The organism is Streptacidiphilus jeojiensis (assembly GCF_042510965.1).
Lineage (GTDB): Bacteria > Actinomycetota > Actinomycetes > Streptomycetales > Streptomycetaceae > Streptacidiphilus > Streptacidiphilus jeojiensis.
Genome location: NZ_JBEUKS010000008.1, coordinates 47,733 through 61,845, shown reverse-complemented (window position 1 = coordinate 61,845; position 14,113 = coordinate 47,733). Strand labels below are relative to the sequence as shown.

The window sequence follows — 14,113 nt, the reverse complement described above, 5'->3', positions numbered from 1 at the left end:
CCACGTTTTCACGCCGCGAACGGCCGCGTCCACGTCGTCCCGAACGCCGCGGTGGCGTCGTCGTGCCGCTTGCCGCGGAAGCCGCCCTCGGGCATCGCCCGCTCGGCCTCCCGCACGGCGCGCACGGCGGCGGCCGGGCCCTGCTTCTCGACCAGGTCCAGCAGATCCCGCCGGCCCCAGCCGAAGCGCTCCACCAGTCGCGACACCCCGTCGCTGACCAGCAGGAAGCGGCTGATCCCGGCCAGCGGCAGGCTCATCGTCAGGGCCTGTTCGGCGGCGGCGGGTTCGGCGCCGGCCACCCAGAAGCCGCCCTCGGTGTTGCGCAGCCGGCTGACCGACTCGCGGTCGTACGCGGGGAGGTGGTCCACCCGGTCGTCGGTGAGTTCGACCACCTCGCCGTCGCGCCGCTCCACCAGCACGGCGGCGTCGGCGAGCACCAGGCAGTCCAGCATCCCGCCGCGCTCCCGGACGATCGCGACCGTCGCGGACGGACTGTTGGGATTGCTCAGATCGCAGTCGGCGTGCAGCGCGCGGGTGTCGAGGATCGCGCGGCGCAGCACCCCGCGCAGGTCCGACTCCGGCTCGGTGACCAGCACCGCGGCCAGCTGTGTTCCGAGCCGCTGGGCCAGCCAGGCCACGCCGTGCACGCAGCCGTTGGGCAGCCCGCTGTCGGTGGCACCGTCCAGGACCACCGCGAACCGCTCCGAGGCGATGACGAAGTCCTCGTTCGCGGCGGCGTCCGGACTCGCCTCACTGGTGTGACTGATCTGCACCGTTCCTCCGTCAGCTGTCGACCCGCGCCCAGCCTTTCATGCGACGGGGTGCTCGGAGGAATCCGCAGCCGGTCTCAGTAGCCGAAGTCCTGGGTCCACCACGGGCCGCCGCTGGTGCCGTAGTACACCCCGACGCCCAGCGAGTGGTAGGAGCAGTTGAGGATGTTGGCGCGGTGGCCGGCGCTGTTCATCCAGGCGGTCATCACGTCCTGCGGGGTCTGCTGCCCCATGGCTATGTTCTCGCCGCCGAGGTTGGTGATGCCCAGAGCCGCGGCCCGGTCCCAGGGCGTCTTGCCGTCCGGGTCGGTGTGGTCGAAGAAGTCGCGGGTGGCCATCTCCGCGCTGAAGTTCTGGGCCAGCACGGTGAGCGGACCGGAGTAGCTGAGGGCGTCGCAGCCGTTGGCCGCGCGCTGCACGTTGACCAGGGAGAGGACCTGGGCCTCGGCGGTCGCCATGGCCGAGGTCGCGCCACCGGTGGCGGCCGCGACCGGGAACGAGGCGGAGGCGGAGGCACTGGCCGACGCGGAGGGGCTGGCGGAGGCCGACGGCGTCGCCGAGGCGCTGGGGCTCACCGATGCCGTGGCGCTGGCCGGGGCCGACGCCTTGGCGGAGGCGCTCGCCGAGGGGCTGCCGGTGCCGGCCGAGAGCGACGGCCGCGCGGTGTCCCGGGTGCTGGTCCCGCCGGTCGCCCGGAAGCTGCTGCCGGACGGCTGCGGGGTCCGTGCGGCGCCGATGGTGGCCAGCGGCTTGGCACTGGCCGGATCGCCGGCCACCACCAGGCTCGCGGGCATACCGGGCGGCAGCGGCAGCACGCCGCTGAACACCCCGCCTGCTCCGACCGCCAGGGCGGTGGCGCTGACGGCGAACAGGGCGCGCGGCACCCCGCTGTTCCGCCGCCTGCGCGACGCGGGCGCGGCCCGGCGGTGCGATCTCGCCGCGTGCGCACCGCGGCGGTGCGAAGCCGGCTCAGGGCTCTGCGTCTGAGGTCCCGGTGTCTGGGATCCTGATGTCTGGGATCCCTGGGCGTGACGGGGCATGGCAGGTGCCGTCCCTCTTCCTCGGCCCCCCGACCGGATGCTGGACTTGCGGCTTGCGGTACTGCTCACCCGAACGGGTGATGATGGGGAGCGTAGAGCATAGGGGTGCGTCGCGTGGGAAGTGCGTGCAGACGGCGGTGAGAGAATCACGCATATGAGCGAGGACGTCCGGATGACCGCCTGGGTGCGCGGCGCCGTGCAGCAGGTCGGATTCCGCTGGTGGACGCGGTCCAGGGCGCTGGAGATCGGACTCCTCGGATACGCCTCCAACCTGGGCGACGGCCGGGTGCAGGTGGTCGCGGAGGGCAGCCGGGAGGACTGCGAGCGACTGCTCGAACTGCTCCGCCACGGCGACACGCCCGGAAGGGTCGACGGGGTCACCGAGATATGGGGCGGCGCCGAGGGCGGTTACCCCGGCTTCGCCATCCGCTGACGCCGACGGCTTCCCGGCGCTGCCGGAAAGACGCACGTGCCGCCGTCATGTGGTTGCGTTCGCGGCCGGTCCGTGGTTGACTCCGCACCGAGCAGTGATCGACCGGCCACCGGCGGTCACTCGACCGGCACCACAGCGCGCAGTGTGGTAAATCCACTGCCCCGGCGATGTGGTCGGCGTAGCACGCTGTGATCGTGTTGACCCTTTTCGCGTTTGGTGAGACGCTGGAAACCCGCGCACCCGCACGTACAGCCCAAGGCGTTCGGCCCCGTTCCGCCTTGCTAGGGCTGGCATCGAGTGCGTGAACCCAACCACGACCCCACCTTCATCGGTCGGTCACTCAGCGTGGAGGACCATCCATCATGGCAAAGGCGCTTCTCGGTTACGTCGGTGGCCCCGACCCCCGCGTGCTCTCCGAGATGCGACGTCTCCAGCAGCGAGTCCAGGACCTGGAATCCGAGCTTGTTCGGATGCAGGCCGAGAACGACGCGCTGTCTGCCGTCGCGGACCACGAGCAGCTGCTCCGCAGCATCGACGCAGCCCAGCCGGTGCCCGCCTACTCCTGATCCTCTTTCCGGCCCAGGGTCCGCAACTCCCCGGTCCGGTCCGATCCGGCGGCACCGCTGACAGATAGTGCAAGGGACGCCCATCGTGGCGTCCCTTCGTCATGTTCCGACCCCGTACCCCCGCTGCCCGTTCCCTCGTGATTCTGGGATGCCCCCTGCCTGCGCAGGTGAAACCAGCTGGCGCGTCCTCCGGTCGGGGCAGTGCGCCCGGATAGAGTTTCGGACAGGCAGAAGCGTGGTTCTCCCGGCGGAAGGTTCAGGGCGTGCATCTCAAGAGCCTCACGCTGCGTGGGTTCAAGTCCTTCGCCTCGGCGACCACGCTCCGCTTCGAGCCCGGCATCACCTGCGTGGTCGGCCCCAACGGCTCCGGCAAGTCCAATGTCGTCGACGCGCTGTCCTGGGTGATGGGCGAGCAGGGCGCCAAGTCGCTGCGCGGCGGCAAGATGGAGGACGTCATCTTCGCCGGCACCAGCGGGCGCACCCCGCTGGGCCGCGCCGAGGTCGCGCTCACCATCGACAACGCCGACGGCGCGCTGCCCATCGAGTACAGCGAGGTCACCATCTCGCGGACGCTGTTCCGCAACGGCGGCAGCGAGTACGCCATCAACGGCAGCACCTGCCGGCTGCTGGACATCCAGGAACTGCTCTCCGACTCCGGCATCGGCCGCGAGATGCACGTCATCGTCGGCCAGGGCCAGCTGGACTCGGTGCTGCACGCCGATCCGATGGGCCGGCGCGCCTTCATCGAGGAGGCCGCCGGCGTCCTCAAGCACCGCAAGCGCAAGGAGAAGGCGCTGCGGAAGCTGGACGCGATGCAGGCCAACCTGACCCGGGTGCAGGACCTGGTCGGCGAGTTGCGGCGGCAGCTCAAGCCGCTCGGCCGGCAGGCCCAGATCGCCCGCAGGGCCGCGACCATCCAGGCCGACCTGCGCGACGCCAGGCTGCGGCTGCTCGCCGACGACCTGGTGACGCTGCGCCGGGCGGTCGAGGAGGAGGTCGCCGACGAGATGGCGCTGCGGCTGCGGCGCTCCGGGGTCGAGCAGGAGCTGACGGCGGTTCAGCAGCGCGAGGCGGTGCTGGAGGCGCAGGTCGCCCAGCTGGGCCCGCGGGTCGAGCAGTGCCAGCAGACCTGGTTCGAGCTGTCCTCGCTGGCTGAGCGGGTCCGCGGCACGGTCGGTCTGGCCGAGGCCCGGGTCCGGCACGCCCGCAGCCCGCAGACCGAGGAGCGGCGCGGCCGGGACCCGGAGGAGATGGAGCGCGAGGCGGCCCGGATCCGCGAGGAGGAGGCCGAACTCAAGGAGGCGCTGGAGGAGGCGTCCTACGCGCTCGCCGAGACGGTGGAACGGCGCGGGGAGCTGGAGCGGGAGCTGGCGGGGGAGGAGCAGCGGCTGCGCGCGGCCGCGCGGGCGCTGGCCGACCGCCGGGAGGGGCTGGCCCGGCTGCAGGGCAAGGTCGCCGCGGCGCGTTCGCGCGCGGTCGGTGCGGGCGAGGAGATCGGCAGGCTGGCCGAGGCGAGGGACGCCGCCCGGGAGCGGGCCGAGGCCGCCGCCGAGGAGTACGAGCTGCTCAAGGCACAGGTCGACGGGCTCGACGCGGGCGACGAGGAGGCCGAGGCGCAGCTGGGCGAGGTACGGGCGGAGCTGGCCGCGGCGGAGGAGGCGCAGTCGCGGGCCCGCGAGGAGCTGGCCTCGGTGGAGCGCGAGCGGGCCGGGCTGACGGCGCGTCGGGAGGCGCTGGCCCTGGGACTGCGCCGCAAGGACGGCAGCGGCGCGCTGCTCGCGGCGGGGGAGCGGGGCGCCGGCGGCGGGCTGGTCGGCGTGCTCGGCTCGGCGGCCTCGCTGCTGTCGGTGCGTCCGGGCGCGGAGGCGGCGGTCGCGGCGGCGCTGGGGCACGCGGCCGACGCGGTCGCGGTGGACGGGGTCGCGACGGCGGTCGAGGCGCTGCGGCTGCTGCGCAAGGAGGACGCCGGCCGGGCCGGTCTGCTGATCGCCGCCGAGGCAGGCGCAGCAGAGGTAGTGGGGGACGAGGAGGCGGACGGACTGGCGCAGTGCGTGGACGGTCCGGCCGAGCTGGTCGGCGTGGTGCGCGGGCTGCTGCGCGGTTATCTGCTGGTCGCCGGCCTGGCGGAGGCCGAGGCGCTGGTCGCCGCCCGCCCGGGGCTGACCGCGGTGACCGCCGAGGGCGATCTGCTGGGACGGGGGTTCGGCTACGGGGGCTCCGCCGCCGCGCCGAGCCTGCTGGAGACCCAGGCCGCGGTGGACGAGGCGAGCGCCGCGCTGGAGGAGCTGTCCGGGCGTCGGGAGGCACTGGCGGCCGCGCTGGAGCAGGCCACCGCGCGCCGTCGGGAGCTGGCGTCCGCGCTGGAGGCGCTGACCGCGCGCCGCCGGGCGGCGGAGAAGGAGAAGTCCGCGGTGGCCCAGCAGCTGGGGCGGCTGGGCGGGCAGGCCCGCGGCGCGGCCGGCGAGGCCGAGCGGCTCGGAGCCGCCGCGGACAAGGCCGAGTCCGCGCTGGAGCAGGCCGAGGCCGAGCTCGCCGAACTCAGCGAGCGGCTGCTGACCGCCGAGGAGGTGCCGGCCGACGAGGAGCCCGACACCGGCGAGCGGGACCGGCTCGCCGAGGCCTCAGCTCAGTGCCGGCAGGCCGAGATGGAGGCCAGGCTCTCGGTCCGGACCCATGAGGAGCGGGTGCGCGGCCTCGCCGGAAGGGCCGACTCGCTGGACCGCGGGGCCCGCGCCGAGCGCGAGGCGCGGGCCCGCGCCGCCCAGCGGCAGCAGCGGCTGCAGGCCGAGGCCTTGGTCGCCACCGCGGTCGGCGACGGTGCCCGGCAGCTGCTCGCTGCCGTCGAGCTGTCGCTGGGGACGGCGGCCCGCGAGCGCGAGCAGGCCGAGCAGGAGCGCGCGGTCCACGACACCGAGCTGTCCCAGCAGCGGGTCCGCAGCCGCGAGCTCAAGGCCGAACTCGACCGGCTGACCGACTCGGTGCACCGCGACGAGGTGCTGCGCGCGGAGAAGCGGCTGCGGATAGAGCAGTTGGAGGCCAAGGCGCTGGAGGAGCACGGCATCGAGGCCGACGGGCTGCTCGCCGAGTACGGCCCGGACCAGCCGGTGCCGCCGACGGACCAGGCCGAGGGCGCGGAGCCGCGCCCGTACGACCGGGCCGAGCAGGAGAAGCGGCTGCGCGCCGCCGAGAAGGCCTACACCCAGCTCGGCAAGGTCAATCCGCTGGCGCTGGAGGAGTTCGCGGCGCTGGAGGAGCGGCACCAGTTCCTCAGCGAGCAGCTGGAGGACCTGAAGTCCACCCGGCGCGATCTGCTCACCGTGGTCAAGGAGGTGGACGAGCGGGTGGAGCAGGTCTTCACCGCCGCCTACCACGACACCGCCGCGCAGTTCGAGGGCGTGTTCTCGCGGCTGTTCCCGGGCGGCGAGGGCCGGCTGGTCCTCACCGACCCCGACAACATGCTGACCACCGGCATCGAGGTGGAGGCCCGGCCGCCGGGGAAGAAGGTGAAGCGGCTGTCGCTGCTCTCCGGCGGCGAGCGCTCGCTCACCGCCGTCGCGCTGCTGGTCTCCATCTTCAAGGCCAGGCCCAGCCCGTTCTACGTGATGGACGAGGTCGAGGCGGCCCTGGACGAGACCAACCTGCGCCGGCTGATCGGTCTGATGGAGGAGTTGCGGGACAGCTCCCAGCTGATCGTGATCACCCATCAGAAGCTCACCATGGAGTGCGCCGACGCGCTCTACGGGGTCTCCATGCGCGGCGACGGCATCTCCCAAGTGATCAGCCAGCGGCTGCGGGACGAACCGCGGCGGCCCCCGCGCCGGATACTGCCGGCCCAGCAGACGGTGGCCGCCGAGGCCGTGCCCGCCGAGTCCGTGCCGTCCCCGGCGCCGGAGGCGCTGCCCGACGTCACTCCGGCAGAGTGAAACCGGTGGTGGTCGGGATGCCCGGCACCTCGCCGGCGTCGCCGGCGTTGGTGGTGCCCTGCGGCTCCAGCAGCACGACCCTGGTCCCGGGGTCGGCGACCGGGCGGTGCTGCAGGCCGCGCGGCACCGTGAACGCCTGGTGCGGGCCGAGCACCACCGGATCCCTGCCCTCCAGTTCGAGCGTCAGCTTGCCGGCCAGGACCAGGAAGAACTCGTCGGTCTCCGGGTGGGAGTGCCAGACGAAGGCGCCCTCCAGCTTGGCGATCTTCACGTCGTAGTCGTTGACGGTCGCGGCGATGTGCGGCGACCAGTGGTCGGGGATGGCGTCCAGTGCGGCGTCGAGGTCGATCATGTGCCTTCTTCTCCCGGTGGTCGACGGTGGTTGACGGCGGATCAGGGGTGCAGCAGCGGCAGGCCCTGGACCAGCCTGCGCCCACCGTCGTCCCGCTGTCTTGGACGCTGGTGCGCGGCAGAATGGCGGGCGTGAGCGACTTTGTGATCGGTCGTGGCGACTGGGTGAGCTACTGGCGGGACGGACAGCGGCCGTTGGAGGCCATGCACGCGCACCTGCGGGAGCACGTCTACCACCGCCACAGCCACGAGGCGTACTCCTTCGGCGTGACCGAGGAGGGCGCGCAGAGCTTCAGCTGCCGCGGCGGAGCGCACACCAGCGCCACCGGGTTGGTGATGACCTTCAACCCGGACGAGCCGCACGACGGCCGCACCGCCGACGAGCTCGGCTTCACCTACCGGATCGTCCACATCGGCCCCGAGCTGGTCGGCCAGGTGCTGGCCGACGCGGCGGGGCGGGGGAGCGGACCGCTGCCGCTGTTCACCGAACCGGTCCTGGACGACGTCCGGGCCGCCCGTGCCATCCGCAGGCTGCACCACGGCCTCACCGGCGGGGCCGACGCCCTGGTGCGCGACGAGCGGCTGACCGAGGCCGTGCTGGCGCTGGTCGGCCGCGGCACCGGGCAGCGGATCAGCGTCGGCGCCGCCGGGGGAGCCCTGGCCCGGGCCCGGGCGCTGCTGGTCGATGCGGGCCCGCGCGCGGTGTCGCCCGAGGAACTGGCGGCCGCGGCGGGCTGCAGCCGCTTCGCGCTCTACCGGGGCTTCAAGGCCGCGTACGGGCTCGGGCCCAGCGACTACCAGCGGCAGCTGCGGTTGCGCGAGGCCCGGCGGCTGATCCTGCGCGGCGAGGGCCTGGCCGAGGTGGCCACGGCGACCGGGTTCACCGACCAGAGCCACCTCAACCGCTGGTTCCTGCGCTGCTACGGCATCACCCCAGGGGCCTTCCGCGCGGGGGCGCAGCCGTAGCGGGCCCGTCGAGCGCGTAGGCGGTGGCCTGCAGTCCGTAGAGCTCCGCGTAGCGGCCGCCGAGGGCGGTCAGCTGGTGGTGGTCCCCGGACTCGACCAGCCGGCCCTGGTGCAGCACCAGGATCAGATCGGCCCCGGTCACCGTGGAGAAGCGGTGCGAGACGATCACCGTGACCGCGCCGCTCCGCGCGGCCAGCTCGCGGGCCCTGGCCATGTAGCGCTCGAAGATGGCCTGCTCGCTGGGGGCGTCCAGGGAGGCGGTGGGTTCGTCCAGGACGAACAGCAGCGGATCGCGGCGCATCGAGGCGCGGGCCAGCGCGGCCCGCTGCCACTGCCCCTCGGACAGCTCCACACCGCCCAGTTCCACGCCGAGCTGGGTGTCCAGGCCGTCGGGCAGGCCGGCGACGATCCCGGCGGCGTCGGCCGACGCGACCGCCTCGGCGATCCGCTCACGGTCCGTCAGCGCACCCGTGTCGCCCAGGCCGACGGTGTCGGCGAAGGTGGTGCGGAACCGCCCGAAGTCCTGGAAGGCCGCGCTGGAGCGGGCCCGCCAGCCCTCGGTGTCCAGATCGGCGAGCTCGGTGCCGTCCACCAGGATGGAGCCGCTGTCGGCGCGGTAGAACTTCGCCAGCAGCTTGACCAGGGTGCTCTTGCCGGACCCGTACTCGCCGACCACGGCCACCACCGAGCCGGCCGGCAGCCGGACGCTCAACCCGTCCAGGGCCGGGCGGTCGGTGCCGGGGTAGGTGTGGACGACGTCGGTGAGGGTGATCCCGTCCCGGAGCTCGGAAGGGGCGGGCAGGCTGCCGGACGCCCGGGCCAGTACCCCGGCCGCGTAGTCGCGCAGCCACAGGTAGGGCTCGATCACCTGCGCGGATCCCGCGGTCTCGGCGGTGGCGCCGACCAGGGTCTGCAGGCTGTCCTTGACGGTCGCCGCCACCGTGACGGTGAGCACCAGGTCGCCGATCGAGCCGCGGCCGTGCGCGGTCAGCCAGGCCACCTGCGCCAGCGCCGCGACGAAGCCGGCCGAGAACAGCGACCAGCCGCCGGCCTTCCACAGCGCGGCCCGGGCCCGGGCACCGGCCCGCAGCGCGATCGCCCGGTCCCACTCCTGCGCCTGGCGGTCGATCAGCTCGGCGGCGGACCCGGCGGTCAGCACCTCCTTCGCCCCGGCCGGCTGCACCGCCAGCTCCAGCAGGTGCTGCTGCAGCCGGTACCCCTCGGCGGAGGCGGCGTCGGCGGCCCGGACCAGCCGCTGGCCCCGGTGGTCGGCCCAGGTCAGCCCGGCGGCCAGTGGCAGCAGCAGGAGCAGCCAGGGGCTGACCGTGCCGAGCAGCAGCAGGGTGGTGCCCAGCCGGAGCACCCCGGCCAGGGTCATCAGCGCGTTCCAGGGCGACTGGGCCAGCCGGGAGGTCCCGGTGACGACCAGGGACAGCCGGTCCAGGAAGTCGCTGCGCTCCAGGTGCTCCAGCCCCTCCAGTGCGGCGATCTCCCGGTGCACCTCCGGTTTGAGCACGAGCCGCCCGAGCCGGTCGGCCGTGGTGCTGGTCAGCTGGAGGGTGGTGCCGGCCAGCACATGGCTGAGCGCGTACGCCAGCGCCGCACCGGCCGCGGCCGCCACGGCCGTGCCCGCCGCGCCGCGCACGGTGGCGTCCACGGCGGCCCGCAGGGTCAGCCCGGTCGCGGCCACCACCAGCACGGATCCGGCCACGGACGCCAGCGACGCGAGGGTCAGCCCCGGCATCCGGCGCCAGGACAGCGCCATGAACTCCCACCACAGCGCCGGGTACCTGCTGATCCGGTTCATTCGGCCGCCCCCGCCGCGGCGAACCGCTCCGCCTGGACGGTGAACAGACCGGCGTAACCGCCGCCCAGCGCCATCAGCTGGTCATGGGTGCCGGACTCGGTGATCCGGCCGCCGTCCAGCAGTACGATCCGGTCGGCCTGACGCACCGTCGACAGCCGGTGCGAGATGAGCACCACACTGGTGCGGCCCCGGTGCTCGGCCAGCCGCCGGAACACCTCGAACTCGGTACGGACGTCCAGATGGGCCGTCGGCTCGTCCAGCACCAGCAGCTGGGCGCCGGTCCGTACCGCGTAGAGGGCGCGGGTGAGCACCAGTTGCTGCCACTGGCCGCCGGAGAGGTCCACCCCGCCGCTCCTGGCCCGGGCCAGCGGGGTGTCCCAGCCGGCAGGCAGCCGCTCCAGGACCGGGGTGAACCCGGCGTCGTCGGCCGCCGCCCCCAGCGCCGCGCGGTCGACCGGACGCAGCGTCACATTCTCGGCGGCGGACAGCTGGTAGCGGACGAAGTCCTGGAACACCACGGTCAGCCGCTCGCGCCAGGCGGCGCTGCCGGCGGCGGTCAGCGGCACGCCGTCCGCGGTGATCCGCCCCGAGGACGGCCGGTACAGACCGGCGAGCAGCTTGATCAGGGTGGACTTGCCGGCCCCGTTGAGGCCCACCACGGCCAGCAGTTCGCCGGGACGGATCTCCAGGTCGAGGCCGTCCAGCACGGTGCGCTCGCTGCCCGGGTAGTGGAAGCCGACCCGCTCGAAGCGGACCAGCGGGGGCTCCGCGGTGCGCGGGAGGTCCGGGCCGGTCTGCGGTACGGACGCCAGCAGGTCCCGCACCTCCTCGAAGCAGCGGACCGCGTTCAGCGCGCCGGAGATCCGCAGCAGCTGCGAACCGCTGCCCAGGGCCTGGTAGAGCGCGTAGCCGGCGGCCAGCACCGCGGTCTGCACCGCCACCGAGGTGCGGCCGTGCACCGCGTCCAGGGTGACCGCGACGTAGGCGGGGCCCAGGCCGGCGCAGACCAGCAGCAGGGTGATCCACTCGCCGCGCAGCATCCGGTCGGTGCAGGACCACAGCGGCGCGTTGGCGACGTCGATGTGGTGCCGCAGTCGTCGCACCAGCCAGTCGGCGAGGCCGAAGACCCGGATGTCCTTGCCCTCGCTCGGCGACACCACGGCCCGGCGCCACATGTCCGCGTGCAGTTCCTCCCGGTCGGCGAAGCGCCAGGTGCCGTTGGCCGTGCGGCCGGTCAGGTAGTGCCGCGCGCCGCAGCCGGCCGCGGTCATCAGCAGCAGCGGCACGGTCCACCAGGCGTAGCGGGCCAGCACGGCACAGGCGGCAGCGGCTCCGGTCAGCTGCGCCAGCTGCTGCACCAGGGCGAGCGCGCCCGTGCCGACGGTGCGGTCCGGGCCGTGGTCGGGGTCGCCGACGGCGCCGCGCAGCAGGGTCTGCACCTCGGGGCTCTCCAGCGCGCCGACGGTGGGACCGGCCAGCGCCAGCCGGGCGATCCTGGTCCGCTGCGCGCCGTCCACCCGCCAGCGCAGCAGGTACTCCAGCGGGGCGGTGGCCGACTGGGCCAGGTAGCCGAGCAGCAGTACGGCGCCGAACAGCGCCAGCGGCAGAAGCGCGGCCCGGAAGACGCCGCCGCCCGACGCCCCGTCGACCCGGCCGACCAGCATCCCCAGCACGGCCGCGGTCAGCGCGGGTGCCACCGCGGTCAGCAGCCGGACCGCGGCCAGGGACGCCACCACCGGTGTCCCGGCCGCGCGGACGGAGCGCAGCAGCAGGAGCCGGTGGCGCAGAGCGCCGTGTACGGAGGAGGTCGGCATGACGGAGATGATGCCGGTTGCGGGCATACCGGTTCCGGCCGGTGACATTCAGTGACAAATGTCCCCGGTTGGGCGCTGTCCCCCGGTCTTCGCACGTCTTCGCACAGCCGTACCCGATACTGGGAGCGTCATGGAATACATCATCATCGCTGTAGTCATCGCCGTGGTGCTCCTCGGAGCCGCCAGCGGTCTCGTCGTCAACGGCAGGCGGCGCCGGCAGCTGCCGCCGCCGTCCACCCCGGCCCGGATCGGTGAGCCGCAGGTCGGCGAGGACGCTGCGGCCCCGCGCGAGGCGCCGACCAGGACCGTCGAGGAGGTCCCGCTACCGGAGGCCGCCGCTGAGGTCGCCGCCCCCGAGGCACCCGCCGTCCGCGAACTGGACGTGCCGGAGCCCACGGCCGGACGGCTGGTCCGGCTGCGCTCGCGGCTCTCCCGCTCGCAGAACTCCATGGGCAAGGGCCTGCTGGCACTGCTCTCCCGGGACCACCTCGACGAGGACACCTGGGAGGAGATCGAGGAGGTGCTGCTCACCGCCGACGTGGGCGTCGCCCCCACCCAGGAGCTGGTGGAGCGGCTGCGCTCGCGGGTGAAGGTGCTCGGCACCCGCACCCCGGACGAGTTGCGCGCCCTGCTCCGCGAGGAGCTGACCACCCTGGTCGACCCGACCCTGGACCGCACCCTGCACACCGCCCGGCACACCGAGGGGGACGCCCCGCGTCCCGCCGTGGTGCTGGTGGTCGGGGTCAACGGGGTGGGCAAGACCACCACCAGCGGCAAGCTGGCCCGCGTGCTGGTCGCGGACGGCCGCACCGTGCTGCTCGGCGCCGCCGACACCTTCCGGGCCGCCGCCGCCGACCAGCTGCAGACCTGGGGCGAGCGCGTCGGCGCCCGTACCGTGCGCGGCCCCGAGGGCGGCGACCCGGCGTCGGTGGCGTTCGACGCCGTCAAGCAGGGCATCGCCGAGGGCGCCGACACCGTACTGGTGGACACCGCCGGACGGCTGCACACCAAGACCGGCCTGATGGACGAGCTCGGCAAGGTCAAGCGGGTGGTCGAGAAGCACGGCCCGGTGGACGAGGTGCTGCTGGTGCTGGACGCCACCACCGGCCAGAACGGGCTGGTGCAGGCGAAGGTCTTCGCCGAGGTGGTGGACATCACCGGCATCGTGCTGACCAAGCTGGACGGCACCGCCAAGGGCGGCATCGTGGTCGCGGTCCAGCGGCAGCTGGGCGTCCCGGTGAAGCTGATCGGCCTGGGCGAGGGCGCGGACGACCTGGCGCCGTTCGACCCGGCCGGCTTCGTGGACGCGCTCATCGGCTGACGTCCGGGCAGGTCGAGGAACCGGTGCTGTGGCCGCCGCCCTTCGGGGGCGGCGGCCACAGTCGTTCCGGCCCGACCGTCAGTGCTGCCTTACCGTCAGTGCCGTCCGACCGTCAGTGCCGTCCGACCAGCTCCGCCACGCCCCGGTGGCAGGCGTAGGCCAGGGTGCCCAGCAGCAGCCGGCCCTCCGGCGGCCGGGCCGCCGTGTCCAGCGAGGGACGGCGCAGCCAGCGGGTCTGCGGGGTGGGCGGCGCCGGTACCGACCCGCCGGAGCCGTGGCAGACCAGGTCGAGTTGGGCGTCGTCCCAGCCGGTGCGGTACAGCAGGTCGGGCAGTGCCTCGGCGGTCTGCGGCGCGACCAGGAACAGCGCCCGGGCGTTCGGGGTCAGCAGCACCGGTCCCGGCCTGACGCCCATCCGCTCCAGCCGGACCAGCGCCTGGTAGCCGGCCGTCTCGGGGACGTCCAGCGCGTCGAACCGCAGGCCGGTGCGCAGCCGCAGCTCCGCGCCGGGCCGCCGCAGCCAGGCGTCGCGCAGCTCGGTGGGGCCGCTGCCGGGCGGGAGTTCGACGGAACCGGATCCGGGACCGACGCCGGGGCCGGCCCCGGCGTCGGTCAGGGCCACGGTCCAGCCCCAGCGCAGGGTGTACTCGGCAGCGGTCTGGCACCGGGTGGCGCGGGACCGTCCGCGCGGGCCGAGCGACCGTCCGTTGAAGATCGGGTTTCCGAACAGGCTGTCCAAGTCCACTCACCACCAACCAGAATCAGGTCCCGATGGTTACGCCGCGGGGCGCGGCGGGGCGTGCAGTTGTCGGTCGTGCGCCCGCTCCCGGGGGCGGGAATCGTGGATTCGATTGCCGGTGCCCCGGGAATGGGGGATGGTCGTGTCCGGGAGCGGAAGGGCTCCGAGATCCAGTGAAGCGCCTGGGAGAGAGCCGAAGTTCACCCTCAGGGGTGGCGAAGGGTGGCGTTTCCCCGGGCTTACTCCCCCGGATGGCGGAAACCGCGCTACGTTCGCTCCGCAGGCGGTCGACTCGCCGTCCGAGCGGTTATGCCAATGGCAATCCGCTTACGGGGCAAGATCCCTGACGGATCGTCCGGGAGTTCGGACGGATCGTTCGGAAG

Annotated in this window: 12 protein-coding genes; 6 read left to right on the top strand and 6 right to left on the bottom strand. The window is 73.9% G+C overall.

The window, feature by feature from the left end; all coding sequences use genetic code 11:
* Positions 1-8: 8 nt before the first annotated feature.
* Complete coding sequence (locus ABUW04_RS22535; RefSeq protein ID WP_380566397.1) at positions 9-773, bottom strand: protein phosphatase 2C domain-containing protein; 765 nt, start codon at positions 771-773, stop codon at positions 9-11.
* 74 nt (positions 774-847) lie between these two features.
* Positions 848-1,228, bottom strand: a complete 381-nt coding sequence (locus tag ABUW04_RS22530; RefSeq protein ID WP_380566396.1) for a CAP domain-containing protein — start codon at positions 1,226-1,228, stop codon at positions 848-850.
* On the opposite strand from ABUW04_RS22530, the gene ABUW04_RS22525 reads away from it, so the two are divergent.
* The 4 genes from ABUW04_RS22525 (at position 1,227) to smc (ending at position 6,732) form a co-directional block, all read left to right on the top strand.
* Complete coding sequence (locus ABUW04_RS22525) at positions 1,227-1,757, top strand: hypothetical protein (protein WP_380566395.1); 531 nt, start codon at positions 1,227-1,229, stop codon at positions 1,755-1,757. The two genes, ABUW04_RS22530 and ABUW04_RS22525, sit on opposite strands and share 2 nt — an antisense overlap.
* 207 nt (positions 1,758-1,964) lie before the next feature.
* Entirely contained in the window at positions 1,965-2,243 is a 279-nt protein-coding gene (locus tag ABUW04_RS22520) for an acylphosphatase (protein WP_030263919.1), read from the top strand.
* Between the two features lie 362 nt (positions 2,244-2,605).
* Positions 2,606-2,809: a hypothetical protein gene (locus tag ABUW04_RS22515; protein ID WP_030263916.1), complete on the top strand. Its 204-nt coding sequence runs from the start codon at positions 2,606-2,608 to the stop codon at positions 2,807-2,809.
* Between the two features lie 263 nt (positions 2,810-3,072).
* Positions 3,073-6,732, top strand: a complete 3,660-nt coding sequence (smc, locus tag ABUW04_RS22510) for a chromosome segregation protein SMC (protein WP_380566394.1) — start codon at positions 3,073-3,075, stop codon at positions 6,730-6,732.
* On the opposite strand, the gene ABUW04_RS22505 is transcribed toward smc, so the two are convergent.
* Entirely contained in the window at positions 6,716-7,084 is a 369-nt protein-coding gene (locus tag ABUW04_RS22505) for a cupin domain-containing protein (RefSeq protein ID WP_380566393.1), read from the bottom strand. The genes smc and ABUW04_RS22505 overlap by 17 nt on opposite strands.
* A gap of 203 nt (positions 7,085-7,287) precedes the next feature.
* Between ABUW04_RS22505 and ABUW04_RS22500 the strand changes: the two genes are divergently transcribed.
* Positions 7,288-8,049 carry a helix-turn-helix transcriptional regulator gene (locus tag ABUW04_RS22500; protein ID WP_380566553.1) on the top strand — a complete coding sequence of 254 codons (762 nt, stop codon included), beginning with the start codon at positions 7,288-7,290 and terminating at the stop codon, positions 8,047-8,049.
* Here the strand turns inward: ABUW04_RS22500 and ABUW04_RS22495 are convergent.
* Positions 8,012-9,856 (bottom strand): ATP-binding cassette domain-containing protein, encoded by a 1,845-nt coding sequence (locus tag ABUW04_RS22495; RefSeq protein WP_380566392.1) that lies wholly within the window; start codon positions 9,854-9,856, stop codon positions 8,012-8,014. The two genes, ABUW04_RS22500 and ABUW04_RS22495, sit on opposite strands and share 38 nt — an antisense overlap.
* Positions 9,853-11,670, bottom strand: coding sequence for an ABC transporter ATP-binding protein (locus ABUW04_RS22490; RefSeq protein WP_380566391.1), 1,818 nt, complete (start codon positions 11,668-11,670; stop codon positions 9,853-9,855). Before ABUW04_RS22490 ends, ABUW04_RS22495 begins: the two co-directional genes overlap by 4 nt.
* Before the next feature lie 130 nt (positions 11,671-11,800).
* On the opposite strand from ABUW04_RS22490, the gene ftsY reads away from it, so the two are divergent.
* Positions 11,801-12,991 carry a signal recognition particle-docking protein FtsY gene (ftsY, locus tag ABUW04_RS22485; RefSeq protein WP_380566390.1) on the top strand — a complete coding sequence of 397 codons (1,191 nt, stop codon included), beginning with the start codon at positions 11,801-11,803 and terminating at the stop codon, positions 12,989-12,991.
* 112 nt (positions 12,992-13,103) lie between these two features.
* Here ftsY and ABUW04_RS22480 read toward each other — a convergent pair whose 3' ends face one another.
* Entirely contained in the window at positions 13,104-13,721 is a 618-nt protein-coding gene (locus ABUW04_RS22480; protein ID WP_449341755.1) for a bifunctional DNA primase/polymerase, read from the bottom strand.
* Positions 13,722-14,113: the final 392 nt, after the last annotated feature.